Origin of the sequence: Alteromonas sp. S167 (assembly GCF_036864375.1) — a bacterium.
Classification (GTDB): Bacteria; Pseudomonadota; Gammaproteobacteria; order Enterobacterales; family Alteromonadaceae; genus Alteromonas.
This window is the reverse complement of record NZ_JAZETR010000003.1, coordinates 240,867-267,093: the sequence shown is the minus strand read 5'-3', so window position 1 is coordinate 267,093 and position 26,227 is coordinate 240,867. Positions and strand designations below refer to the sequence as shown.

Here is a 26,227-nt window from a genome sequence, read left to right as displayed (position 1 = left end):
TGTATTTTTTGCTTAGTACTAACTTAGTAGTACGAGTGCTCACCAGCTTGGTGTTCAGTTGCATCGCGCACGCCATTTAGCTCGCCTGCAAACTGTTCTAGCATCTGCTTTTCAATGCCGTCTTTCAGCGTAACATCAACCATTGAGCAGCCGTTACAACCACCGCCGAATTGAAGTATAGCGAAGCCGTCGTCGGTTAACTCGGTAAGTACAACGTTACCGCCGTGACTTGCAAGCTGAGGGTTAATCTCAGACTCAATCATGTAATTAATACGGTCGACAAGCGGTGCATCGTCAGACACTTTGCGCGCCTTAGCATTTGGCGCTTTAAGCGTTAGCTGTGAACCCATTTGGTCGGTAACGTAATCAATTTCAGCTTCGTCTAGGTACGGCGCACTCTCTTCATCCACCACGGCATCAAACCCATTGAACGGTAGACGCGTATCAGTAGATTCAACGGCATCTGGCGGGCAATAGGACACGCCACACTCTGCCGACGAAGTGCCTGGGTTTACGACGAATACACGAATATTCGTGCCAGACTCTTGTTTACTCAGCAGTTTTACGAAGTGAGCCTGGGCTTCTTCTGATATAGTTATCATCAGCAAGTCCTACATATTTTAAAATTTGGATTATTGTATCAAATTTACCTGAGTAAAACAGTCAGGTATTAATTAAAAAAATTATTTCAGTAAATCGAATTTGTTGAGGGCATTGTTTGTCGCAACGTCAGCTCAACCATAACAACAAGACGGGAAACGCCATGCTAGCGAACATTTACAACGCAGCGAAAAAAAGTCACCTTGCTCTGGTTACCGCTTTGGCGCTGGGAGCAGCGTCATTTGGTGCCGCCACAGTTAATGAAGCGCATGCAGCTCTAGTTACTATTGCACCTGATCACGGCGGCAAACCAGTTCACGCCTACTTACCTGACACGGTAACGTACAACACAAGTATTCCCACACCTGAATCGGTACTAGGTGCACAAATTGGAGAATGGCACGTTCGCCATGATCAACTGGTGCAATACATGAAAGTGCTTGCTGAAACGTCAGACCGTGTCACTATCGAAGAGACTGGACGCACTCATGAAAACCGCCCTCTTTTGCTGCTTACCATTACATCGCCAGATAACCGCGACAACCTGGAAACTATGCGAAAGCAGCATATCGATGCCATGTTGGGCGGCAAAAAAGTAAGTAAAGACGCACCACTTGTTTTCTACATGGGCTATAGCATTCACGGCAATGAACCGTCTGGGTCAAATGCGGCGCTTGCGCTAGCTTATTACCTTGCTGCCGGCCAAGGCGAAGAGGTTGATGCCCTTCTCAAAGATAATATTGTGTTGTTTGACCCTTCTTTCAACCCCGATGGCTTATCTCGGTTTGCACAGTGGGCGAACATGCACAAGGGTAAGCAGCTAGTATCTGACTCTCGTCATAGAGAGCATGACGAAGGATGGCCTTCGGGTAGAACTAATCACTATTGGTTCGATCTAAATAGAGACTGGCTGTTATTGGCTCATCCTGAGTCTCAAGCGCGTATTAAGCAGTTTCATAAATGGCGCCCGCATGTGTTGACGGATTTTCATGAAATGGGCACAGACAGCACCTATTTCTTCCAGCCGGGTGTACGCTCTAGAAAGAACCCACTAACACCAGACGAGAATGTGACCCTTACAGAGGCGCTGGCACAGTATCATGCCGCGGCTTTTGATAAAGAAGGCACTTTGTATTTTACCGAGCAAGCCTTTGACGACTTTTACGCAGGTAAGGGGTCTACCTATCCTGATCTGCATGGCAGTATTGGTATCCTGTTCGAGCAGGCAAGTTCTCGCGGTCATCTGCAGTCGTCCATTAATGGCGACCTTGCATTTAAGGACACTATTCAAAACCAAGTAACAACGTCATTGAGCACGTTCAGAGGCGCTTTAGCAAATAAAGCGGCGCTTTTAGATTATCAGTCTAACTTTGTGCGCGGCACACAAGAACAAGCGAAGAACGATAAAACCGTTGGTTTCGTTGTAGGTACAGAAACCGATTTAGGCCGTTTGAACGCCTTTTTGTCGATGCTAGAGCAGCACAACATTCGCTACGAAGTGGTGAATAAAGACAGCAAAGTAAACGGAATAACATACAAAAAGGGGCAGGCTGTCTATGTACCGACTGAGCAGCCGCAGTACCGTCTAGTAAAATCGATTTTTTCTACACAAACATCGTTTGAAAACAATACCTTTTACGATGTGTCTACGTGGAATTTAGCACTGGCTTTTAATCTTCAATATTCGCCATTAGATAAAGGTGATGCCCGTGACGTGAAACGAGGCGACAAAGAAACCGTTGCAACGCTTGCCCTAAATACTATTCAAAATGATGCTTATGCCTATGGCTTTTCGTGGCAGCACTACTATGCTCCAGCAATGCTACAAACGCTTTTAGAGCAAGGTGTTCAGGTTCGTAGTAGCGAAGAGGCGTTTGCGGCATTGTCGTATAATGGTGACGTAGTTTCCCTACCGCCTGGCAGCATAATTGTTCCTAAAGGGCTGGCACAGCCAGCGAACATTGAAGACATTATTACGCAAGCACAAGCTAAACTTCGGGTTCCTGTATTTAGCTTTAAGTCGGGACTTACGCCGGTAGGAAACGACTTAGGTAGCAGAAGCATGGCGCCAGTTTACGCCCCTCAAGTGATGATTGTGGGTGGTGAGGGTACCAGTGAATACGAAGCGGGCGAAATCTGGCATTACTTCGATACTAAGGTAGGTATTGCGGCCAGCATTGTTGAGCAGCAGCACGTTGGACGTGCGCTTTCAGACCCTTCAATTCACTACACCCATATTATTTTCCCAAGCGGCCGTTACGGGTTTTCTGAGAGCCAGAAAGCGCAGTTAGAGAGCTGGGTTAAAGCCGGCGGCGTAATGATAGGTCAGAAATCGGCACTTCGTTACTTCACTGATAACAAGTGGCTTGATGCAGAAATAGTAAGCCGTGAAACCATTGATAATGCGTACGACGAGAGCAAGTTGTCTTACGCAGACGGCGGAGCGTTGTACGCGAAGAAGCTAGTAGCAGGCGCAGTATTTGAGACGAAAATAGACACGTCACACCCGTTATTCTATGGCTTTGAAAGCGATACGCTTCCTATGTTTAAAACCAGTAATATGATTGTGCAGGGCGACAGTTCGCCGTTTGTTACGCCGGCAACCTATACCGAAGAGCCGTTAATGGCAGGCTTTAGTGATAATGCTATGGTTGAGCTTATGGCTGAGTCTACAGCGGTTACCACCAACAAAATGGGGCGCGGTGTGGTTATTGGTTTCACAGACAACATGCAATTTAGAGGGTACTGGTATGGCACAAATAAAGTGCTTGCTAATGCAATCTATCAATCTCACTTCGTACGTTAATTTACGCGTTTACTACTGATTAGTCAGTAACGTACTTTTGGGCGGTGGTGTAAATGTCATCGCCCATACCTGTATATCTATATCGGGGTAACGTGCCCTTAGCATTTTACTTAGTACATTCACCGTGCCTCCCGTTGTAATAACGTCATCAACAATTGCTACTCGCAGCTGTTCCTGCTTTTTTTGTGCTTGACTGTAGTCGTGGTCGATACCTGTCTTTGTTAACCGAAATGCGTGCTTTGCATTAGCCTGCCTCGCCGCTTTTGAGAGCATGTGTTGCGCCTGCCACCCTCTGCGCTGAGCCCAATTTGGTGCAACGGGTATATGCAGTGCACTACTCAACACATGTGCAATTACTTGGGCTTGGTTATAGTGGCGTTTAGCAAGCCGCCATACGCTTATCGGCACAGGAAGCAATATATGTGGTAGCGGTAAGCTACAGTGTCGCTTTTTATGGACAAACCAGTTACTAAGCGCTTTGCCTGCGGCGACAGTATGGGTAAACTTAAACTGGTGAACCAGTGAGGACATTGGCCATGTATGCAGCCCTAATATTGACAGACTACTGTAGTGGCTGTGCTTTACATGGCCGCCTACTGGGCCATAGCGAAGCAAATTATCGCCATGCAGTGTTGAGTTGAAAAAAAACAAATCTTCTTCACACCACTGACATACTGGCGTAGGACTTGCCTGATAACATAATAGGCATGAAAGGTTCATTATGTTGATTCCATCAACTTCCTTGAATGGTCGACTGTTGACTTATTTTCATTATTTCGTGTTACGAACACGGCAAAGCCAAAGGAGGTGTATATGGAAAGTTTGCATACTAAAAGTGCACTTGTCACCCGTACACAGGGCACAGGTTTAGAGATTGTTTTCTTGCACGGCTGGGGCATGAATAGCGGGGCATTTACTTCGTTTATTCCTTATTTAAGTGACAATTTCACCATTACGACCATCGATCTTCCTGGTTTTGGCGAAAATGCTGATCACTTGCCGTCACCTTATACGGTTGAAACGCTGGCGAATGCACTTGTAGACGTATTGCCTGAACGCTGTGTATTGGTTGGCTGGTCGCTTGGTGGTTTAGTGGCGCAGAAACTCGCGTTGATGGCGCCAGAAAAGTTAGCAGGCTTAATTACGATTGCATCAACGCCTCGATTTATCGCCGGGCCTGGTTGGCCTGGTATTGCGGCAGACTTGTTGAAAATGTTTGAGGCGCAGCTAGAGAAAAACTACCAAAAAACCCTTGAGCGCTTTTTGGCTATTCAGGCGATGGGAAGCGAAACTGCGAAGCAAGATATTAAAGCTATTCGCGAACATGTTACCCAATTCCCAGACCCCGCAGAAGAAGCTTTGAAAAAGGGTTTACGTATACTGTCTACTGAAGATATTCGACAAGAAGTAGGACGAATTGCGGTGCCAACACTTAGGATTTACGGGCGATTGGACTCTCTGGTGCCCACCAGTGGCATTGATAATATTTGTGAACTGCAACCGCAAGCAGACACGGTAGTTTTACCGCATGCCTCTCACGCACCGTTTATTTCCCATCCTCAGCAAACTGCCGATATCATTTTTAGTTTTGTGGCGAATGTTCAGCGACAAAAAGCGTCTTAAGTCGCTATTTTAAAAGCCTTACACGACAAAAGTTTAATGCTTAAACACCGTGAAAGGCTTTCTATTTTCTCGATATTGGTTAATAATTGCACATGAGAGGGTAGAGGTAGTGTATGAATAGTATTAGTAGTTCAAACGTAGGTGCTGCGTTTGCGTCGGGCCAACTGGGCCTGCAAAATGCCAGCAACGGTATTACGCAAGCAGCGTCGAATATTGCAGCAAGAACTGCAGAAAGAACAGTAGAGAGCTCGCAAAATGTGCCAAGCGAAGCGACGGCCGCTGCATCTTCCTCAGCTCAAAACGCTACATCAGGTTCTACACCAGGCGCTGTGCCCGGGAACATAACCGATGATTTAATTTCGCTTAACGTGAACAGTATTAACGCACAGGCGTCAGCTAAAGTGCTTGATACTGCTAACGACATGTTAGGCACTATTATTGATACTATTGCGTAAATAGAGAGTTCACATTGAACATCGTCACCCCAATTCTTAACGCTATCGCCTACCCAACGGCGAATATAAACACGGAGTCGGCTCGTCGCGACAACGTGCAGCGTGAGACTATTCCGCAAACGGGTGACGCAGAGCAAGGTGCTTCGCAAAAAGGGCTTGGTTCTGAAGCTGATAAAGCGAAAAGTCCTGGATTACCGCCAGCGCCGGTTACGTACGAGCGCCCACAAATTCAAACCGACCTGCAAAATGCTTTTCAGAATGTGTTTGGTGGAGAGCGCGACAATGCGCAAGATGAAAGCGCTGGAAAAGAAAATGCGCAAAGCGAGCAGCAAGCGCAGCAGCGTGAGCAACAACAAGCTCAACAAGATGCGCAAGAAATTGAACAATTAAAGGCCCGCGACCAAGAAGTTCGTGCGCACGAGCAGGCTCACGCCGCCACTGGCGGTCAGTATGCAGGTTCGCCACAATATGAATATACAACAGGGCCAGATAACAAGCGTTACGCCACAGGTGGCGAAGTTTCTATTGATATATCAGAAGAGCAAAGCCCTGAGCAAACCTTAAGAAAAATGCAGCAAGTACGCGCTGCAGCACTTGCACCCGCCCAACCTTCATCACAAGATTTGAAAGTAGCCGCAGAGGCTGCACAAAAAGCCTTTGAAGCGCGAAACGATATTGCTGAGGATAACCGCGAAGAGCTAGCCTCGGTATCACAAGCTTCAACATCTAGTTCTTCAAATGCGCCAAGCGCTTCAAGCGCAACTGATTCGCCAAATATCCCCAATGCTTCAACGCAAGTAACGGGTGAAAACGCGGAAAATGACCTAGAAGGCTTTATTCCTAACGTAGCGCCGTCACAGCCACCGTCGCTTGATGACATTACAGGAAACACCGTTGCACCGCCAACGCGCAGTCTGGACGATGCTATTTTATCGGCGCAACAGTCGGTGCAAGAAGGCCAGGCTCCAGCCAGCGATGCTATTGGTACGCGTTCGCTAAACTTTGAAGCACCTGCAAGCGACCCGCTTATGCAAGCGCGCATTGGGCGTATCCAAAACGCATACACGCAAGCATATACTCCTGTTAGGGAAGGCCTAGCTCTGCAAGCATAGGCAGCCGTCAGTTTTTAGTATTCATCGAGCGTCTGCTCACGTATATGCATATAGCTACACCATGTGAACGCTGCCTTATCTAAATGCCTAGCACATAACCTTTGCTGCAACACATACTGTCAGGGTCAACACACTTTAATAATCTAGAATGGCTTTGGTGAATTCAAAGCTAGCAGGTTTGTCTAAAATGGTGTGAAGTACACTATTCATTGTGTCTACATCACCGTCAAAGCCACCATGTGTACGGGCGGCGCTGGCGGTGCCTTCAACACCGTCGCTGTATATAAAACTTATTCCTTTCTCAGAGGCGTTAAATACCTGCATACCAAGCAATGGCATATTAGCTTTTGATTCGAAGGCGTTAGAGACAAGATAGAGTAACGATTTTTGATATACACGCCCCACGTGATCGTCTAACTCTAAGGTTTCAGACAAGTTATAAATACGTGTTTGCTTTATAAACTGCTTATCGATTAGCGGCGCTAGTGTTTCTTTAAATAAAGGGTAGCTAATGGCAGGCGCCAACAGCTGCAAACTTTTCACCGACAACTCCGGCGTTAACTTAGCCAGCCTCGCAAGGCTATGAGCATGAAAAATAGACCCTGCTGAATGCCCTACAACATGAAGCTCTACCTGTTTATTGTCACGTAAATAGCGGGCAAGTTGGGAAAGAAAGTAACTGCCATCTGATGTAGCACGGGTAAACGGGGTGCATGCGTCTGACTTCATTTCTCGCCATAGCGCTCCACCTACTTTTCGCGTGGCCCACTCTAAAATGCGATCGGTATAGTCTGTGAAAGCGCCGACCTTGTTGCTGACTTCTTTGTTTTTAAAACCAAGAATGTCTTTTAGCTCTTCTAGTAAGCCTGTGTCGTACATGAAATGTATTGGATAAATGCCGTTTTTTAAGAATGTGTCTTTCATTGCAGCAATGCGCTGTGCCGACGCTTTTACCGTGTTTAAGCCACCGTGTGCGTACAGCATAACTTTGTTATGCTTCGATGCTGCAAGCTGCGCGATAACATTGTCGACGTGTGCTTTATTGCTCCAATACTTGCTTGTTGTATCGAAGTGACCATCGTCAAAATGTACAAAGTGATTTTGAATACTCACGCGGGGTGTAGCGCGTTTAAATAGCCCTTTGGCAACAAGCCCTGTCGCGTGATGGAATGTGCCGGTTGTGTTTATGGGTAACGCAAGTTGCACTACCCATGCATCCATTACATTCAAGGCCCAATCTTCATAACGCCACAACGCCAGCCCCGACTTTTTCCATTTTGTGCCCCACGAGTTTTGAACCCAAAAGCCCGTGTCGTTATAACCCACGATAGCGAAAGCATGGCCGCCCATTGGTTCGGGCGTAAGAGTTATTTCGTCGCCATCGCAGTCTTTCCATCCTTCATGAATTCTGGCTGAAACAAAAATGACGCCTACTTCGTTTATGGCTGCATGAAAGTCGCTTATTTCTCGTTCAAGCCGATAATACGCGCCCAAGCGATGGTTGGCGGCGTCTTGTGCAATAGGCAGAGTCATGGCAAATCCATCGCTATTTTCAATGTCTTTCGTTAATGTGTGGCTGCACACACCGCTGTTGTACCAGCCCTTTATAGCACCGCGACAGCTTGAGCCTTCGTAACCATCTCCTAGCCACTCGTCGTGACGTTTAGCCATTACATACAGCATCCAAGGGCTTACGCTGCAGTCTTCACCTTGTTGTCGGTAAATAAAGTTTATTGTTGCGGCAAGCGCGAAACCTGTGCAGGCACCGTCTTCGCCTTGATTAAGAATATTGAGGTTACCTGGCGGGTCGACAAAAGGCTTAAGTGGCGCAAGATGTGGTTGATAAACACGGTCGCGAAGATCGGGCGTATCTTCGTTAACAATGAGCATACTTGAAGACAATGAGGGTACGTTCATGGGTCGTCCTATGACAGTTGAGCGCAATGGTATTGTCTAAGTATCATTCAATTGCTGGCTATATTTCAAGCCAGCAATGAATGTGAATTGGCAGGTTACTTTTTCGCTTTGGCAAACGCATCGGCAAAGGCATTGCCCATAGCGCTGTTTTGACTCTGATTGCGGCTTTGATTGTGGTTATTGCGGTTCTGACCGCCCCGCTGCTGATTGCGCGCAGGCTTGTTACCGCCATTGTTCTGGCGAGACGCTTTGTCTCTGCCACCGTTATTGTTACTCGATGACTGCGTTGGTGTGTCGTCAAGGCGCATGGTGAATGAAATACGCTTTCGCTGAACATCAACTTCAAGCACCTTCACTTTCACAATATCACCGGCTTTTACCACTTCACGAGGGTCTGAGATAAACTTGTTTGTTAATGCTGAAATGTGCACAAGACCGTCTTGGTGAACACCAACATCTACAAAGGCGCCGAAGTTGGCAACGTTGCTAACTACTCCTTCTAAAACCATACCTACTTTTAAATCGTTAATGGTTTCTACGCCGTCTTTAAATGCCGCGGTCTTAAATTCAGGTCGTGGGTCTCGGCCGGGTTTATCCAACTCTTTCAAGATGTCTTTTACCGTTGGTAATCCAAAGTCATCGTTAGTAAAGTTTTCTGGTGACAAGCGCTTAAGTAGCTCGGTATTACCAATAATATCGTTTACAGCGACTTCGGTAGTATCAACAATTTTATCTACTACTGGGTACGCTTCAGGATGCACGGCAGACGCATCAAGCGGGTTAGTGCCGTTTACGATACGAAGGAACCCTGCGGCTTGCTCGAAGGCTTTTGGCCCTAGACGTTCTACTTTAAGCAGGGCTTTTCTGTCAGGGAATGCGCCGTTGGTATCGCGGAAGTGAACAATGTTGTGCGCCAGCGTTTTATTTAAGCCAGAAACATAGCTAAGCAGTGCTGGTGATGCCGTATTTAAGTCTACGCCAACTGCGTTAACGCAGTCTTCTATAACGCGGTCTAGCGATTTGCCCAACTGGCTTTGGCTTACGTCGTGCTGATATTGGCCAACGCCAATGGCTTTGGGTTCAATCTTTACCAGTTCGGCTAGAGGGTCTTGTAAGCGACGTGCAATAGACACAGCACCGCGTAAAGACACATCAAGTTCAGGCAGCTCTTTTGACGCAAGCTCAGACGCTGAATACACAGATGCGCCTGCTTCGCTTACCATGATTTTCTGTGCTTGTAGGTCGCTGTTATTTTTCAGCATTTCACCCACTAGCTTATCGGTTTCGCGTGAGCCTGTGCCGTTACCAATACTAATTAGGTCTACCTTGTACTGTTTACATAGCGTAGTAAGCGTACGAATAGACTTGTCCCATTGGTTTTGTGGAGCATGCGGGAAGATGGTATTAGTGGCGAGCACTTTACCTGTACTGTCTACTACCGCTACTTTCACACCGGTACGTAGGCCTGGGTCTAACCCCATTGTTGTTTTGGCTCCCGCAGGTGCAGCCATTAGCAAATCGTTCAGGTTCTTGGCGAATACTTCGATGGCTTCTTCTTCAGCTCGTTCACGAAGCGCACTAAAAAGCTCAGTTTCCATGTGAAGACCAATTTTTATTTTCCAAGTCCACTGTACAACTTGTGCTAAGAAGTCATCTGCGGCGCGACCTCGGTGCATAATGTCGTAATGGCTTGCAATAATATGTTCACAATGCGACGGACCGTTTTCTTCCGACTGAGGATCGGCATCTAGCTGAATATGCAGCATGCCTTCGTTACGCCCTCTAAACATCGCCAGTGCGCGATGAGAAGGTACGGTTTTATACTTTTCGTTGTGCTCGAAGTAGTCTTTATACTTCGCCGCTTCTTTCTCTTTACCCGGCGCTACCGTGCTTTTTACATGTGCGTTTTCGGTTAAATAATGGCGTACTTTACCCAGCAAAGCCGCATCTTCTGCGAAACGCTCCATTAAAATATAGCGAGCACCTTCTAGTGCTGCTTTCGTGTCAGCAATGCCTGCATCACTATTTATATACTGCTGCGCTTCACTTTCAGGCGCCACATTCGCATCGTTAAACAGTGTATCAGCCAACGGCTCTAAACCCGCTTCAATGGCAATTTGCCCTTTTGTTCTGCGACGGGGCTTGTAGGGTAAGTAAAGATCTTCGAGGGTAGTTTTGCTATCAGCTGAAACAATGCTGTTCTTCAACTCGCTAGTAAGTTTTCCCTGCTCATCGATAGACTTTAAAATAACCTCGCGACGCTCTTCTAGCTCGCGAAGATAAGTAAGACGCTGCTCTAAATTACGCAGTTGGGTGTCGTCTAACCCTTGGGTAACTTCTTTTCGGTAACGAGCAATAAACGGAACCGTTGCGCCCTCGTCTAACAGTTTGACGGCTGCAGTCACTTGCGACGCTTGTACGGCAAGTTCTTCGGCAATTTTATTTATAATCATAAGTCGCTCTAAGGTGCTTAAAAATATGCATTAGGCAAATGCAAAACGTTGTACCGATAATGTAAGGCGCACAACATTGGTAATGAAACAAGATGCGGCAATTGTATCACCGCGATAAAAAGGAAGTCGTCTGATCATCACACCAAACGCTTTGTTGAAAGCCGTAATGCAATGCCTTTCACTCCCATGGTATTAACATTTTCTACAGTTTATCTGTGGTGTCGTACCAAATACGGTTAATCCACCATTCTTTAGTGCCGGCTTCGGTTTTAACAATAAACTCATCATCCTCTTCTTTTCCCACCAATGCTCTTGCCATGGGGGAATCTATAGAAATGTAGTCTTTGCGCCCGAAAATTTCATCATAACCCACTAATCTCAGCTGCATCACAGTGCCAGACTCATTCTCAATTTCTACCCAAGCGCCAAAAAATACCTTTCCTTCTTGCTGTGGGTCGTAATCAACAACTTTTAAATTCTCTAAACACTTGCGCAGGTAACGCACCCGTCGGTCTATTTCACGTAGCTTCTTTTTGTTGTACTGATAGTCAGCGTTTTCGCTTCTATCACCCAGGCTGGCTGCCCATGTTACCTTACGGGTAGTCTCTGGGCGCTCTACTCGCCACAGCGTGTCTAGTTCCTGCTTTAGTTGCAAATAACCTTTTCGAGTGATCAGTGGTGTTTTCACAATGGCCTACAAAAAGATGAATTAAATACCCTTACTCTATGAGGGTGAATGAGTGAAACGCAATCTTTACGTTTGTTAATTGATGAGAAATAAGGCATGTTGAATATTTATTGAACATAAACCATTTTTAAAGAGTCGTAGTATAAAATATATACAAATCTCTGAGGGAAGCAGATGCGTAATAAAATTCCGATGTTGAACCGCCGGCGTTCCAATGCCGACACCCTCCAAATTAGCGGTACGATAATTGGATTTATGCTTTTTTTAAGTGGTGCGCTGTTATTGCTTTACGCCATGCTTGATATTGTTGTTCATTTGAAAAGCCTAAAAACCGTTGTTTATCTTATTTTGGGTTGTGCCATGTATAAGGTTGGACAGTCACTGTTAAATTACTTTGCAACATTCAAAGTACATACAGAGCGTCGCCGCGCACCGCAAAGATAGTGGCTTAAAACTTTCTGTTCTAAAAGCACCGCGCTAAGGCTAATTTGTTCCATGAAAAACGCTGTCGAAAATAGGCAATTATTGGGAGCGTTGACTATATTTACATAGTGATTCGAGGCACCAAGCATATTGAATAACCCACTTTACTATTTGGGTACGCGCGTGGTGATAAGCCACTTGCTCGTAGGGAAAAGGTAGGCATGGATTACGCTGACTCACTTAAATAAAAAAGCCGACGCATTGGGCGTCGGCTTTATCATTTCTATACACTTATTCGTCTTAATACGCGTGCATTCAATTATTCGGTAGGTGCTTCAGCTTCTGGTTTAACAACCTCAAGAAGCTCAACATCAAAAATAAGTGTTGAGTTAGGTGTTATTGCACCTGTTGCACGTTGACCATACGCAAGCTCAGAAGGAATGTGGAAGCGATACTTGGCGCCTTCTTTCATTAGCTGAACGCCTTCAGTCCAACCTGAAATAACACGGTTTAGTGGGAACTCAGCTGGCTCGCCACGCTTGTAAGATGAATCGAACTCTGTGCCGTCTAGTAGCGTACCGCGATAGTGAACTTTCACTACATCAGTTGCTACAGGGCTTGCGCCTTCACCTTCGGTTAGAACTTCATATTGAAGACCTGACTCGGTCGTTACTACGCCTTCACGCTTTGCGTTTTCTTCAAGGTATGCAACACCGGCTTCAATGTTTTTCTCTGCGGCTTGTGCTGCAGCTTCTTGTTGTTTAGTACGAAGTACTTCTTCACCTTGCTGAGCAATTTGTTGAATTTGTTCAGGAGTGAATTTTAGCGTATCTGCTAAACCGTCTTGAAAGCCTTGTTTAAGAGCTTCTTGGTCTAACGTAAGACCTAGTTGCTCTTGTTGTTCTGCACGACTGCTAACAAACAAACCCATGCTTGCGCCCATGGCGTAAGCTTGCTTTTGTGAATCTGTCATTTCTTCTGCTGAAACAGAAGTAGTATTTGCACTATCAGCGGTTGTAGAAGCGGCTTCATCAGTAGTATTTGGCTGGCAAGCAAATAGGCCTAGCGCAGCAAAGGTTGATAAAGCAACGAGCGACTTCTGCATAAAAATGTCTCCATTATTTTTTATCATCATGCGTCTGTGTCTATACTGCTGCATCCAAGGCAGTGTTGCACGATAGTTAAAGATGCGTGATCCGTGCTATGTTAAACCTAGCGTTAACAAAGCGAAACCCATTTGATTATGTTTAGAGCCCAAATGTTCCTTAGAATATTGTTACTCATCGTACTTATCGGTGGATCTGCAGGATGTACCGTACCTGATACTACGCCAATACAACAGTGGCGTCATGTAGAAGAAGGCGCATACGCATCTGATATTTCTTCTGACGGCTCGCTGGCCGTGGTGTCTGGAGCGAATAACGGTATAAACGTTTGGCGTATTGGCGAGGATACACCGCTATTTAGCTGGGGGCATCAGGGTGAAGGTAATAACACTGTTATGTCTGTTCATATTAGTGCTGATAAACGTTATGTAGTCACGGCCGATCGTGAAGCGTTTGCCCTGTGGAGTATTGACACCGGTGAACCAGAAGGCTTTTGGCGCATCGATGAGTCGTCTATTCGCGATGTAGCAGTGACTAACGGTGGTAACGGTATTTTGGTGGCGCGCTCTAGCGGCAAGGTAATGTATTTCGAGCCAAGAACATCAAGACGGTTAGAGTTTTTAGGCCACACTGAAAAAGTGAACAGCATTGATATTTCACCTAATGGTAAATTTGCGTTAACCGGCGGCAATGATTATATCGCTTATTTGTGGAGCACTGAGACAGGGCAAATAATTCATACATTTACCCACCCTACGCGGGTAACCAAAGTAGCGCTTGATGATCAAGGGCGCTTCGCATTTACCGCCGATAGCAAAAGTAAATCGCAAATATGGAATGTTCAAACGGGTCAACCGGTAAGCGCGCTCGATTTTGCATCAAGACAGAAAATATTCACCGATGTGGAGTTTTCTAAAGACGGTACACACCTAGTCACCGGGTCTCCGTCGCGAAAGGTTTACGTATGGGACTTGCAAACGGGCCAGCAAACACAGGCAATTCAAGTTGCATCGCGCGAATCTATCTCTCCCCCTACGGCAGTTGTTTATGGCGTTGCCTTTATGCCAAATGGTAACATAGTGTCTGTTAGCAGTAGTGGTCTTGCCGAAGTATGGCAACGAGAGAGGTAACATGACGACCAAAAGTAGTAGTGAAATGGAACAGCAGCTTGAAAGTGCACATGCGCTTATTGAAGAGCTGCAAACAAAAGTTGCGTTTCAAGAACATACCATTGAAGCACTTAACGATGCGTTGTCATCGCAGCAGAAACAGTTGGATGATTTGTCGTTCAAGGTACGTCACGTTATTGACCGCGTTAAGTCGATTGAGCCTTCTAATATTGCTAAACAGTCTGAAGAAACCCCGCCACCTCACTATTAATTAGTGGTAACTTATATATTTAAGGCATTTTGTTGCGAGTAGTTAGAGCCACTGCTAGATTTAAAAAACCAGCAGTACGAGGCCGCACCTTTGTCGACAAAACATGCAGACGAACAGCACCCGCTTTTTCAAGAGCTAAAGGCGCTGTTTCAAACCGACCCTAAAATTTTCGACTTCATAGAACGTTCTTCTTTGGATGGGCTATGGTTTTGGGATTTAGAAAACCCTGAACACGAGTGGATGAGCCCGTCATTTTGGAAAACGCTTGGCTACGACCCTGCTGAAAAAAAACACCTAGCGTCTGAATGGAAAGATATTATTTTTGAGGAAGACCTTGCTACCGCCTTTGATAACTTTGAAAAGCACTGCGCTAATCCAGCGCACCCCTACGATCAGTTTGTAAGATACCGCCATAAAAAAGGCCATACCGTATGGGTACGATGCAGGGGCATGGCCATTCGAGATACCTCTGGTAAGCCTATGAGAATGATTGGTGCGCATACCGACGTTACAGCGTTGAAAGCGCAAGAGGCTGAAAATTTAAAACAGGAGCGAGAGCAAAAAATCGCTTTTCAGCAGCAGGCAATGCTGCTTGCTGAACTAGAAAAAACCGCCAACATTGGTACGTGGGAAGTTGACCTTAAAACTCAAGAAGTCGTGTGGAGTAAGCAAACCAAAGCCATTCACGAAGTGCCTGATGACTACCTTCCAAACATAGAGACCGGTATTAACTTTTACAAAGAAGGGCGCAACCGTGAGCTGATAACCGAAGCAGTAGCTGCTGGCATTGAAAACGGAACGCCATGGGATCTCGCGCTACAAATTATCACCGCTACAGGTAAAGAAAAGTGGGTGAAAGCGCAGGGTAAGCCGTATTTTGCTGACGGTGAGTGCATACGGCTTTTTGGTGTTTTTCAAGATATAACGAAACAGAAAAATGTAGAAAATGAGCTTCGTGCAGCTCGAGAAGAAGCGGTCTCGAACTCATTAAGAATACAAATTGCCAACAGCTCTACGGGTATGGGCGTATGGGAATGGGATCTCATCAACGACAGCTTGTATTGGGACGATTGGATGTATTCGCTTTACGATGTGCCTAAAGATAAATTTAGTGGTGCATTCGAGGCTTGGGAAACATCGGTTCATCCTGACGACATAGATCACGCCAAGGATTTGCTTATTACCGCTATAAAGAAAACTGGTAGCTACGATACTCAGTTTCGCATACTGACCAGCGAAGGCATAGTTAAGCATATCAAAGCAAATGCATTAGTGCAGAAAGACGCATCGGGTAAGTCGATAAAAATGATAGGTGTGAATTACGATATTACCGACAAGGTAAACACCATGGCGGTGCTTAAGCAGGAAAAGAGTAATGCAGAAGCGGCAACCAGGGCGAAAAGCGCCTTTCTAGCCAATATGAGCCATGAAATAAGAACGCCGATGAACGCCATTTTAGGTGCTTTGCAACTCCTTGCTAATAGCACGGTTGAGGCATCATTGAGGCCGGTTGTTGAAAACGCGACTCTTTCTGCAAAAGGGCTTATTACCATTATTAACGATATTCTTGACTACTCGAAAATCGAGTCTGAAAAGCTCATGTTGGAATATGCCCCCTTTTCAGCGTTAAATACGCTAGATTCGGTTAAATACGAGCTTGAAGATTTAGTTAAGCAAAAGGGAATTGATTTCACTATTGAGGTTGCGCCCGAATTCGTTGATGGTTGGTGCGGAGACAGCGTGCGCGTAAAGCAAATATTGCTAAATTTAACGTCGAACGCCGTCAAATTTACCAAAGAAGGCACCGTTACCGTTAAGCTGCATAGCATTGAGCGCAATGATCAAGACGTACTGTATTGTCAGATAATTGATACTGGGATAGGCATGAGTGAAGAAGTTCAGGCGAGAGTGTTTGAGCGATTTTCACAAGCTGATTCGTCCACTACACGCTTATATGGTGGTACAGGGCTAGGTATGGCTATTTCGCTAAGCTTAGTTAAGCTAATGGACGGGTGCATGCACCTTGAAAGTGAAGAAGGAAAAGGCACCACTATAACGCTAGAGCTTCCGCTATCACGGGCAGCAATGAAAGAAGAAAGCGCTGATAAAATAGAAGATTCAATGCCCAATCTACAGGGTATGAAAATTCTAATAGCAGAGGACAACAGCATTAATCAAATGGTTATTGAGTCGATGCTAACGCCTACAGGCGCAAGTCTAGTCATGGTGGATAATGGAAAGCAGGCGGTAGACTATGTGCAACAAAACCAAGTGGATTTGATTTTTATGGACATTCAAATGCCGGTGATGGACGGTCTTGAGGCCCAGAAACACATACGAGATTTAAATCGTGATATACCCGTTATAGCGCTAACGGCAAATGTGATGAGTGAAGATGTTGCACGGTACCTAGATGCAGGTTTTACTACACATATTGGTAAGCCAGTAGATTTGAAAGCGCTCTATCAGTTACTGCATTTATACCGTTCAACGCCTCAGGCTAGCTAGCTTTTTAATCTGCCTTATCCATCTTTCTTTATTGCTGCTTCTTTGCAGGATAACGCGGTTTAGCGTTGAACAACTGACATTCAACACACTGCATGATAAAAAGTGTTGTCCTTTAGAAGGATGTTACAGGGCTATGATGTGAAGTTTAATGAGGTTTGAAAATACCGATAACGTTTTCGTTTTCTCGTGTTGCTGCACTTACTTTTTCATCGGTCTGCGCTTCATTGTAGCCACACGCCACGCACTCAAGCTTTTCAACATTGTTTTCATAATACAATGAAATGGTATCTTGCTCTTGGCATTTAGGGCAGGTTGCACCAGCAACAAAGCGGCGTCTAACTCGTTTCGACATACTTACACCTTGGTTATATTTCGCTGGTATTATACCGTTAAAAACCACGTAATGATCAGCTTTTACCTTAAGTTTTTGGTATAATCCATCGCCGCAAAAATCACTATTTACGTTGTTTCACCACAGGTAACCCATGATAAAGCTTTCTAATATTTCGCTGCTGCGAGGCAGAAAAGTGCTACTTGAAGAGGCCTCTGCACAGGTATTTCCTGGCCATAAAGTGGCGTTGATTGGAAGCAATGGTTGCGGAAAGTCGAGCCTTTTTGCGTTACTTCGCAGCGAGCTTAGCGTAGATGCTGGCGACTGCAGTGTACCTAGTGATTGGCGTATTGTCAGTGTTGCACAAGAAACACCAGCGTCTGATCGCACCGCTATCGACTACGTCATTGACGGTGATAAACACTTGCGCAAACTACAAGCGTCGCTTGCCATTGCCGAGCAACAAGAAGATGGCGTTAAAATAGGCCAGCTGCACGGGCAGCTAGAGCAAGCTGGCGCCTATGATGTTGAATCTCGTGCCGCCACTATCCTCTCTGGACTAGGTTTTACCAATACTCAGCTTTCTGCCCCCGTGACAGATTTTTCTGGTGGCTGGCGCATGCGATTGAACCTTGCGCAGGCACTGCTATGTCCTTCTGACCTGTTGTTACTTGATGAACCCACTAACCACCTCGATTTAGACGCCGTTATTTGGTTAGAAAAGTGGCTTCAGCGTTATGCGGGAACCTTGCTGCTTATATCGCATGATAAGGCCTTTATCGATAACACGGTGGCACAAATTATTAGCGTAGAACAACAAAAGCTGATGACCTACACAGGCAATTATTCTGCCTATGAAACCCAGCGTGCTGAGCGTATTCGCCTGCAAAACATAGAATATGAAAAGCAGCAGCAAAAAGTGGCGCACCTAAATTCATTTATTACGCGCTTCAAAGCCAAAGCCAGTAAAGCGAAGCAGGCGCAAAGTCGTATCAAGCAATTAGAAAAAATGGAAACGCTGCTTCCTGCGCATATGGCTAGCCCATTTAGTTTTTCCTTTGCAGAGCCATCGGCGTTGCCAAATCCGCTAGTGCAGATGGAAAAAGTACAGCTGGGTTACGACGAACACATAGTACTGCAGCAGGTTAAGCTAAATTTAGTGCCAGGCAGTCGAATTGGTTTGCTGGGTAGAAACGGGCAAGGTAAGTCGACCCTTATTAAACTTCTGGCTGGCGTGCATGCGCCGAAGCAAGGGGTGTTTAATACGGCCAAAGGCTTAAAAATTGGGTATTTTGCGCAGCATCAGTTAGAAACCTTAGATGCGAGTGCCACACCACTGTTGCATTTACAGCGCATAGATGAAAAAGCCACAGAACAACAGCTTCGCGATTATTTAGGTGGCTTTGGTTTTAACGGTGATGAAGCGCTCTCGCCGGTGGCGCCTATGTCGGGTGGAGAAAAAGCGCGCTTAGTGCTGGCGCTTATTGTTTATCAAAAGCCCAATTTGTTGCTGTTAGATGAGCCGACTAACCATTTAGATTTAGAAATGCGCCATGCATTAAACATTGCGCTGCAAGGTTTTGAGGGGGCGATGGTGTTGGTATCGCACGATCGCTTCTTATTAACATCGGTATGTGAAGACTTTTATTTAGTAGATAGCGGTGCCGTTGAACCTTTCAAAGGCGACTTAGATGACTATAGAGACTGGATTTTAAAGCAGCAGGCTGCTGAAAAAGCGAAAGCTAATGAAGAGGCTAAAGCGCAGCACAATGATGAAAATTCTAAGCCAGAACGCAAAATAGACCGTAAAGAAGAAAAGCGTCGTGAAGCCGAATTTAGGCAGCAAATAGCGCCTTTTAAAAAGGCCATCGACAAACATGAAAAAGCGATGGAAAAGGCAAGCTTGGCGCTAAGTGAAGTAGAAACAGCGTTAGCTGATACCAGTATATACAGCGACGACAAAAAAGCAGAGCTTATGCAGCTGCTTGATAAGCAAACCAACCTTAAGCAACAGCTTGAGGAAGAAGAAATGGCCTGGCTTGATGCACAGGAAGAAATAGAGCGCGCAAGGGACACTTACAACAATGCCAACGCCTAGTTTAAACAGCAAAACGTTTTGGCAGTACAGCGTTAGCTTGTATGCAACGGGCGATATAGCGCCCATCGCGCTAATGCTTCAAGACAACCACAAGGTTAACGTGAATGTGCTTTTGCTGGTATGTTGGTGTTTACAAAACAACGTCATCATAAATCTTGCACAGTTAAACGCCGTAATAAAGGCGTGCGAGCCTAGCGAAGCCACGCTTAAGTTACATCGTGCTTCTCGCAAAGCGGCACATCCAGATAAAGGTGGTAGTGCTGATGTTTATGAAACATTGAAAAAAGAAGAATTAACGCTTGAACGACAGCAGCAAGAAGCCATGATGCTGGCCTTTAACGAGCAGGTGGTTGCTACTATTCCAGGTAATGCTGCATTGGGCGCAAATGTGTTTAACGCTTCTATAGCTGCACTTATAAACGCTTATAACCTACGAGATAGCCAAGAGGCTCGTCATTTGGTAAGCCTTTTAGTCAATCAATTATCTTAATAACAAGAACGTAAAAGAAGTTACATGAGTAAATCAGCGCTATCGCATGGAAAAATAATTAAAAGCAGTTTTAAAGTGCCAAGGTGGGCCAAGAATAGGCATGTGCAAACGATATGGCCGCGCTTCATTCAAAAGCGTTTACCTTTGTCTTATGACATGGAACGATTAACGTTGCCTGATGATGACTTTGTAGATGTTGCGTGGGGCCCAAAACCGCAGGAAACATCGGGTATTGTAGTGATGTTTCATGGGTTAGAAGGCAGTATGAAATCGCACTATGCTAACGACATGATGGCACAGCTTTCTGTTAATGGTTGGCAGGTTGTGATGATGCATTTTCGTGGCTGCAGCGGTGTGCCAAACCTAAAAGCTCGCGCCTATCATAGCGGTGAAACTGAAGATCCTAGTTTTTTCCTCGATTGGCTACACGACAAGTTTCCAAGTATTCCCAAAGTGGCGATTGGTTTTTCGCTAGGTGGGAATATGTTGTTGAAGCTGTTAGGTGAAAACCCTGCTCAAAAATGGCTTAAAGCTGCCGTTGCTATTTCATCACCCCTTAAGCTGTCTGAATGTGCTAAATCAATTAACCAAGGTTTTTCACGGGTATACCAGAAGTACTTATTAACGAGTATGAAAGATACTCTACGTAAAAAAATGGAATACATCGACTATCGCAAGCTCATTCAACTAACGAAAGCAGACGTAGACGGTATAAAAAGCTTTATGCAGTTTGACGAGAAGGTAACGGCACCCCTTCACGGTTTTGCTGATGCAGAAGATTATTATGAAAAGTGTAGTGCCTACCATTTTCTAAGCGCTATTCACTGCCCTACGTTAGTGTTACACAGTATTGACGACCCTTTTATGAACCACCTTATTGTGCCAAAAGAAGAAGAGCTGGCGCGCAATGTAACGGTTGAATTAAGTGAAAGAGGCGGTCACGTTGGTTTTATGCAGGGGTCTATACTCAACCCTAAAGTATGGCTGCACGAGCGCGTGAAGCGTTTTGTAACCGACGTATTACCCGTAAACAGTACATGTAGCTACAAATAGCTACAAAAAATAGCAGAGCAACTTTCACCTCTAAACCAAAGCTTTTAAATAAGCCGCTATTACGAGCCCTTATTACAAATCCTAACTGCAGCAGCACACGTTTATGGTGTGCGAACAGGAGACATAAATGATTATTCCCGTTGACGCACTAGAACCCGATACGCTGTACAGTTTAGCCGAAGCGTTTGTATTGCGAGAAGGTACTGACTACGGCGAGCAAGAAGTAGAGCTTGATGTAAAGGTGCAGCAGGTATTAGAAAAACTAAAAAGCGGAGACGCTGTTTTGGTTTATTCTGAGCTTCATGAAAGCGTTGATATTAAACGCAAAGAAGACATTCAACCTAGCGATGTGGAAAGCGAAGGCAATGAAGGTTATTGATAAGCGCCAAGACACAAAACAGGATCAAAAAAGCCGGGTCGAGCAACCCGGCCACCTACCTGAGGAGAGGAAGGCTTAAAAAGCGTAGCGTGCAGTTACCTGCATAATGTCTAACTCATCAATAACTTTATAGTTAGCGCCAACTGCCCACTGCGATGTAATGTAATAATTAGCACCTACTTTGAACGTCGCTTCACCGTCATCTACGTCGTAGTATCCAATCTCACCTGCAAGTTCGACTTGCTCGGTTATCATAGAACGAAGACCGGCATTTATGCTGTAACCTGTTTCGTCTGAAATGTCGCCATCTACACGTTCAAGGTTAGCGCCAAAGTACGCGTCAGTAGTCGTGTTTATTGGAAGTCTGTAGCCTGCACCTAGCGTAAGCATGTCGAAATCGAAACTGCCTTCTTCGAAGAAGCTATATTCACCGTTCAAATACCAATTGCTATTTAGTAAGTATTTACCGTTAACAGTAAGGCCATCTGGTTCGAACGATTCATTGTTATCGAAGTCCATTTTTGTGTAGCCACCTTCAACATAACGCCAGTCTGGCTTGTCTGCCATTGCGCTTAATGGAAGTACTGAAGCTGAAACTAGCGCGAGAAGTGTAAGTGTTTTACGCATGTGATTACTCCTTAATATTCACAGAAGCTCGTTTCCGTATTCGCGTTGACTTTTCAAATACGTGAGCCACGTTTTCGTGTGTTGAAGTGTTTGCAAAGCGTTTGCCAACATTGCGTTATCTGGCCATTAGTTTCGCCTTTTATTTGTTTAACACGCTGATATTTATGGTTATTTGTGTTTTCTTTTTTGCTGCGCTTGCTTCTTATAAATGTAATTCACACGCCGGTGATGAATAAAAACAGAATAACTGTCTCTAAAAAACAACACTTATTCTTTAGTCTATAAAATCTGACCAGCTAAAACGCGCTTAAAGTACAAAATTTAACTTCACACCCTTTTTTATGTTTATGAAATAAATAGTTTTTTTCATTAATCAAATGGCCTAATAGCGTATTGGAACACCTTTTGCTCATTAGCTAATGACAACGCGAACGTAATTCAAATGGTGTGCAGGCTTCATTTCACTTTTAAATCTGCATTACACAAATGAGTTAGCAAGGAATAGAGCGCTTTCAAATTAATTCATTTGCTTCTGGCTATGGCCTTCTTTGTATAGCGTTCTTTTCATAAGGAGAGGATGAATGAGCAAGTTAGACTTATTTTCCATAAGTAAAAAGATTACCGCTGGCGCCAAATCTGGCGTAGCCATGCTATTCATAAGTGTTTTCTTGATGGCACTTCAAGCCGTTTCGGCAGAAGAGGTAAATGACAAAAATCAGCCTAAGAGTGCGTCACCAGTACTTCAATCAGTTATTGATGCTGCACGCGTATCTGCAACGCAAAGCTATGAGCAAGACGATCATGGCCTAAATTCGGCGCTAAAAGAGATGGACTATACAACGTATCGTTCTATTCGCTTTAAAAGTGAAGAAAGCCTTTGGCGCGACGAGAACGACTATGAAGTGCAGTTTTTTCACCCAGGTTTCCTTTATGAGCATCCCGTAACCATTCACACCATTGGTAGCGATAACGCGCCGGTTCGATTACCGTTTGATAAAACCATGTTCAGTTATGACGGCACTTCAAAGGCGTTGGCCGACCTTACTGATACCAAATCGGGTTTCGCAGGGTTCCGCCTTCATTACCCGATTAAGAACGCGCAATACAAAGATGAGTTCGCGGTATTTCTTGGTGCGTCTTACTTTCGTTTAGTGGGTAAAAATCAGGTGTATGGCATTTCTGCACGCGGTCTTGCTATTGATACGGCGTTAGCAAAAGGCGAAGAGTTTCCCCATTTTACTGAGTTTTGGATAGTCGAGCCTAAAGAAGGTCAGCCGATTACCGTTTATGCGCGTCTTGAGAGTCCGTCTGTAGCGGGTGCATACAAATTTATAATTCAGCCAGGGTTAGATACTAAGGTTGAGGTTCAAAGCTGGCTGTTTGCTCGTGAAGACGTGCAAAAGCTTGGTATAGCACCGTTTACCAGTATGTTTTTGTACGGCGAAAACTCAGAAAAACGTCATGACGACTACCGCCCTGAAGTACATGACAGTGACGGTGTACTTATGGTGACACACGCCGATGAACAAATCTGGCGCCCTATTACTAATCCAGCACGGTTACAGATAACATCGCTAAGTGATATCTCGCCTAAAGGCTTTGGCATGCTTCAGCGTGACGGTGAATGGGGCAATTATTTAGATGCAGAAGCCAACTATCACCTTCGTCCAGGGCTGTGGGTTACGCCATCTCAAGGCTTTGATAAAGGCCGTCTAGAGGTAGTTGAAATTCCAACAAAGTCTGAAATACACGACAACATTGTAGCGTTTTGGACACCAGAACAGCCTTTTAACGCAGGTGACTCTCGCTACTTTGCATATACGCTAAGTACCGTTGAGCAAAATCCTTTCAAAGGTGAGCTGGCAAGAGTAGTGCGCACTCGTCAGGGAAAAGCGGTGCTGCCCGGCGATGAATTTAAAGACGAGCGCTTAAGCAAAACACGCCAGTTTAGCATTGACTTTACCGCGCCAGAGGGCGCTGAACTTGATGCTGACGCAATGAAGCTAGTGGTGCAGGGCGTTAACGGCACTATTTCACAGCAACGACTTTATGCTGTTGCTGATGGAAAAGAGTGGCGCGCTACGTTCTTTGTACAGCCTAAAGAAGAACAAACCGTAGATATGCGCGCCTACATTGAACATGACGGTAAACGTATTAGCGAGGTATGGAACTATGTTTACCAACCGCTTCAATAAAAACCAGCAAAACGCAGCACAAGCTGTATCAAGTTATGAACACAGTTCAGCGTGGCAGTTAATAGTAAAAGGATCATCTATGCGTTTGTTTATTATGGCAATGTTAGTTATTCCCAGTACTGCATTGGCAGGCTGGAGTTTGTACGAAATTTTTCTTCCAAACGGCCTGACAGGCCTAGAGATGGCGCAATTAGGCCTTGGTTTAACCCTTTTTGCATGGCTGTGCATGGCATTTTGGACTGGCATAATTGGGTTTGTTTTACAGCTGTTTCATATCGACCCGTTAAGCCTTAGTAAAAAGCAGAAAGCGCCTAGCGAGAATATAGCGTTGAAAGCGCGTCATGCTGTAGTAATGCCAGTTTACAACGAAGATACCAAGCGCATTATGGTGGGCTTTGAGGCGTGCGTTCGTGAGCTTATGGGCAGTGAGTCGGCGGCGAATTTCGATTTTTACATGTTAAGCGATACGCGAGACTTACAAAAAGCAGATGCAGAGCTACGCGCTTTTTCTAGACTACAAAAGCGCTTAGGTAGCTATGCATCGCAGGTGTTCTATCGCCGCCGTGAGCAAAACCTTCACAGAAAAGTAGGTAACCTTAAAGAATTTTGTGAGCGCTGGGGTGGCAACTACGAAGCTATGATTGTACTTGATGCCGACAGCATCATGAGTAAAACCCGCATGGTTGACCTTGCGCGTCGAATAGAGCAAAACCCTGACACTGCTCTTGTTCAAACTATTCCTATGCCAGTGCGCCAAGACACCTTCTTCGGTCGCTTTGTACAGTTTGCAGCGCATTTATACAGCCCTATGCTGGCAACGGGTTTGTCGTTTTGGCAAACCGATAGCGCCAACTACTGGGGGCACAACGCCATTATTCGCATAGCGCCCTTTATGCAGCATTGTGGTTTACCTACCCTTGAAGGTCGTGCGCCTTTTGGTGGTGAAATTTTAAGTCACGATTTTGTTGAGGCCGCGCTACTTCGCCGTGCAGGATGGCAAGCCTATCTGCTAACAGATACCACGGGAAGTTACGAAGAAGTACCTAGCAACATTGTTGATTACGCCATTCGCGATCGCAGATGGGTTCAGGGCAATATTCAACATTTAGGTTTACTAAATGTGAAAGGCCTTAAAATGGCGAATCGCCTGCATTTTCTATTTGGCGCTTTTGCCTACATTTCATCGCTAATCTTATTTTGTATGTTGGCATTGGGCACTGCTGATGCACTGATTAGAGCAACGTCAGTGCCTGAATTCTTCGTCTCTGAATATCAGCTGTTTCCAAGCTGGCAGGTGGCACGACAAGACATGATGATGGTTACCATGTGGGGTACGGCAGCACTGCTTTTCTTACCTAAGCTTTTGGGTATTGTGCTTGCGCTTATTCAACGTCGTGAGCAGTTTGGTGGCGCGTGGTCGCTATTAAAAGGTGCTGCTGTAGAGCTGGTCATGGCTGTAATTATTGCCCCTTTGATGATGTTCTATCACAGCTTTTTTGTTTTAAGTGTATTCGTAGGCCATTCAGTTAAGTGGGAAGCGCAGGAGCGCGAAGGCAGAAAAGTACCATGGAAGATTGCAATTAAGCACACGCAGCTTATGAGCTGTCTAGCGGTAGCATGGGGTGTAACTACATTCTATTTTACACCTTCGCTATTTATGTGGCTGCTACCTGTGTTGATAGGAATGGTGCTAGCCGCCCCTGTTATTCACTTCTCGAGCAGCAGTGAATGGGGTATTGCTATGCGCAAAATGGGAGTATTCATTATTGACCAAGAAGTTAGTGAATGCACAGCGTTAAAGCGCTTACGGGTAGCAATGTCGTTCTTTGCTATTTCGCAGCACAAGCCTGAGGTACCTGCACTGCCAGAGAGCCTTTGGGTTGCTATGCCAGAGCAAGCGCTCCATGAAAAGCCTTTGCCTATGCGTCCTGCTTTAGTGAGTAATGTTTAACGCACTATGATTAAGCAACTATGAGTAACCAA

22 protein-coding genes are annotated in these 26,227 nt (G+C 45.3%); 14 read left to right on the top strand and 8 right to left on the bottom strand.

Annotated elements, in window-relative coordinates; translation table 11 throughout:
• Window positions 1-23: 23 nt before the first annotated feature.
• Window positions 24-602: a Fe-S biogenesis protein NfuA gene (gene nfuA / locus V7R35_RS07140; protein ID WP_334014042.1), complete on the bottom strand. Its 579-nt coding sequence runs from the start codon at window positions 600-602 to the stop codon at window positions 24-26.
• A 161-nt stretch (window positions 603-763) separates the two neighbouring features.
• Between nfuA and V7R35_RS07135 the strand changes: the two genes are divergently transcribed.
• The gene (locus tag V7R35_RS07135; protein WP_334014041.1) at window positions 764-3,406 is read left to right on the top strand and encodes a M14 family zinc carboxypeptidase; all 2,643 of its coding nucleotides are present in this window, start codon (window positions 764-766) and stop codon (window positions 3,404-3,406) included.
• A 12-nt stretch (window positions 3,407-3,418) separates the two neighbouring features.
• Here the strand turns inward: V7R35_RS07135 and V7R35_RS07130 are convergent, their stop codons facing one another.
• A complete protein-coding gene (locus V7R35_RS07130; RefSeq protein WP_334014040.1) occupies window positions 3,419-4,126 on the bottom strand; it encodes a ComF family protein in 708 nt (235 codons plus the stop codon).
• Window positions 4,127-4,219: 93 nt separating this feature from the next.
• Here V7R35_RS07130 and bioH point away from each other — a divergent pair, with 93 nt between their 5' ends.
• From bioH to V7R35_RS07115, 3 genes are all read left to right on the top strand, one after another.
• Window positions 4,220-5,029 carry a pimeloyl-ACP methyl ester esterase BioH gene (bioH, locus tag V7R35_RS07125; protein WP_334014039.1) on the top strand — a complete coding sequence of 270 codons (810 nt, stop codon included), beginning with the start codon at window positions 4,220-4,222 and terminating at the stop codon, window positions 5,027-5,029.
• A gap of 113 nt (window positions 5,030-5,142) precedes the next feature.
• Entirely contained in the window at window positions 5,143-5,484 is a 342-nt protein-coding gene (locus V7R35_RS07120) for a hypothetical protein (RefSeq protein ID WP_334014038.1), read from the top strand.
• A gap of 14 nt (window positions 5,485-5,498) precedes the next feature.
• Complete coding sequence (locus V7R35_RS07115) at window positions 5,499-6,596, top strand: putative metalloprotease CJM1_0395 family protein (protein WP_334014037.1); 1,098 nt, start codon at window positions 5,499-5,501, stop codon at window positions 6,594-6,596.
• A gap of 135 nt (window positions 6,597-6,731) precedes the next feature.
• Here V7R35_RS07115 and V7R35_RS07110 read toward each other — a convergent pair whose 3' ends face one another.
• The 3 genes from V7R35_RS07110 to greB all read right to left on the bottom strand — a co-directional run bounded on the left by V7R35_RS07110 (window position 6,732) and on the right by greB (window position 11,654).
• On the bottom strand, window positions 6,732-8,513 hold the full coding sequence (locus V7R35_RS07110) for a C1 family peptidase (protein WP_334014036.1): 1,782 nt from the start codon (window positions 8,511-8,513) through the stop codon (window positions 6,732-6,734).
• A gap of 95 nt (window positions 8,514-8,608) precedes the next feature.
• Window positions 8,609-10,966, bottom strand: a complete 2,358-nt coding sequence (locus V7R35_RS07105; protein ID WP_334014035.1) for a Tex family protein — start codon at window positions 10,964-10,966, stop codon at window positions 8,609-8,611.
• 202 nt (window positions 10,967-11,168) lie between these two features.
• Window positions 11,169-11,654 carry a transcription elongation factor GreB gene (gene greB / locus V7R35_RS07100; RefSeq protein WP_334014034.1) on the bottom strand — a complete coding sequence of 162 codons (486 nt, stop codon included), beginning with the start codon at window positions 11,652-11,654 and terminating at the stop codon, window positions 11,169-11,171.
• A gap of 174 nt (window positions 11,655-11,828) precedes the next feature.
• Between greB and V7R35_RS07095 the strand changes: the two genes are divergently transcribed.
• Window positions 11,829-12,098 (top strand): hypothetical protein, encoded by a 270-nt coding sequence (locus V7R35_RS07095; protein WP_334014033.1) that lies wholly within the window; start codon window positions 11,829-11,831, stop codon window positions 12,096-12,098.
• A gap of 298 nt (window positions 12,099-12,396) precedes the next feature.
• Here V7R35_RS07095 and fkpA read toward each other — a convergent pair whose 3' ends face one another.
• A complete protein-coding gene (gene fkpA / locus V7R35_RS07090) occupies window positions 12,397-13,182 on the bottom strand; it encodes an FKBP-type peptidyl-prolyl cis-trans isomerase (protein WP_334014032.1) in 786 nt (261 codons plus the stop codon).
• A 153-nt stretch (window positions 13,183-13,335) separates the two neighbouring features.
• Between fkpA and V7R35_RS07085 the strand changes: the two genes are divergently transcribed.
• From V7R35_RS07085 to V7R35_RS07075, 3 genes are all read left to right on the top strand, one after another.
• Entirely contained in the window at window positions 13,336-14,313 is a 978-nt protein-coding gene (locus V7R35_RS07085) for a WD40 repeat domain-containing protein (protein WP_334014031.1), read from the top strand.
• Between the two features lies 1 nt (window position 14,314).
• Entirely contained in the window at window positions 14,315-14,563 is a 249-nt protein-coding gene (locus V7R35_RS07080) for a SlyX family protein (protein ID WP_334014030.1), read from the top strand.
• Between the two features lie 90 nt (window positions 14,564-14,653).
• Window positions 14,654-17,071 (top strand): PAS domain-containing protein, encoded by a 2,418-nt coding sequence (locus V7R35_RS07075; protein WP_334014029.1) that lies wholly within the window; start codon window positions 14,654-14,656, stop codon window positions 17,069-17,071.
• Window positions 17,072-17,216: 145 nt separating this feature from the next.
• Here V7R35_RS07075 and V7R35_RS07070 read toward each other — a convergent pair whose 3' ends face one another.
• Window positions 17,217-17,423 carry a YheV family putative zinc ribbon protein gene (locus V7R35_RS07070; RefSeq protein WP_334014028.1) on the bottom strand — a complete coding sequence of 69 codons (207 nt, stop codon included), beginning with the start codon at window positions 17,421-17,423 and terminating at the stop codon, window positions 17,217-17,219.
• Window positions 17,424-17,556: 133 nt separating this feature from the next.
• On the opposite strand from V7R35_RS07070, the gene V7R35_RS07065 reads away from it, so the two are divergent.
• The 4 genes from V7R35_RS07065 to V7R35_RS07050 all read left to right on the top strand — a co-directional run bounded on the left by V7R35_RS07065 (window position 17,557) and on the right by V7R35_RS07050 (window position 21,422).
• Window positions 17,557-19,500 carry an ATP-binding cassette domain-containing protein gene (locus V7R35_RS07065; protein ID WP_334014027.1) on the top strand — a complete coding sequence of 648 codons (1,944 nt, stop codon included), beginning with the start codon at window positions 17,557-17,559 and terminating at the stop codon, window positions 19,498-19,500.
• Window positions 19,487-19,990 carry a TIGR02444 family protein gene (locus V7R35_RS07060; RefSeq protein WP_334014026.1) on the top strand — a complete coding sequence of 168 codons (504 nt, stop codon included), beginning with the start codon at window positions 19,487-19,489 and terminating at the stop codon, window positions 19,988-19,990. The genes V7R35_RS07065 and V7R35_RS07060 overlap by 14 nt, the downstream gene beginning before the upstream one ends.
• Before the next feature lie 24 nt (window positions 19,991-20,014).
• On the top strand, window positions 20,015-21,043 hold the full coding sequence (locus V7R35_RS07055) for a hydrolase (protein ID WP_334014025.1): 1,029 nt from the start codon (window positions 20,015-20,017) through the stop codon (window positions 21,041-21,043).
• Window positions 21,044-21,170: 127 nt separating this feature from the next.
• On the top strand, window positions 21,171-21,422 hold the full coding sequence (locus tag V7R35_RS07050; protein ID WP_334014024.1) for a YheU family protein: 252 nt from the start codon (window positions 21,171-21,173) through the stop codon (window positions 21,420-21,422).
• 75 nt (window positions 21,423-21,497) lie between these two features.
• On the opposite strand, the gene V7R35_RS07045 is transcribed toward V7R35_RS07050, so the two are convergent.
• On the bottom strand, window positions 21,498-22,049 hold the full coding sequence (locus V7R35_RS07045) for a porin family protein (protein WP_334014023.1): 552 nt from the start codon (window positions 22,047-22,049) through the stop codon (window positions 21,498-21,500).
• Between the two features lie 581 nt (window positions 22,050-22,630).
• Here V7R35_RS07045 and V7R35_RS07040 point away from each other — a divergent pair.
• Window positions 22,631-24,244, top strand: coding sequence for a glucan biosynthesis protein (locus tag V7R35_RS07040; RefSeq protein ID WP_438823449.1), 1,614 nt, complete (start codon window positions 22,631-22,633; stop codon window positions 24,242-24,244).
• The gene (gene mdoH, locus V7R35_RS07035) at window positions 24,222-26,195 is read left to right on the top strand and encodes a glucans biosynthesis glucosyltransferase MdoH (RefSeq protein WP_334014022.1); all 1,974 of its coding nucleotides are present in this window, start codon (window positions 24,222-24,224) and stop codon (window positions 26,193-26,195) included. Before V7R35_RS07040 ends, mdoH begins: the two co-directional genes overlap by 23 nt.
• The last annotated feature ends 32 nt before the right edge of the window (window positions 26,196-26,227 follow it).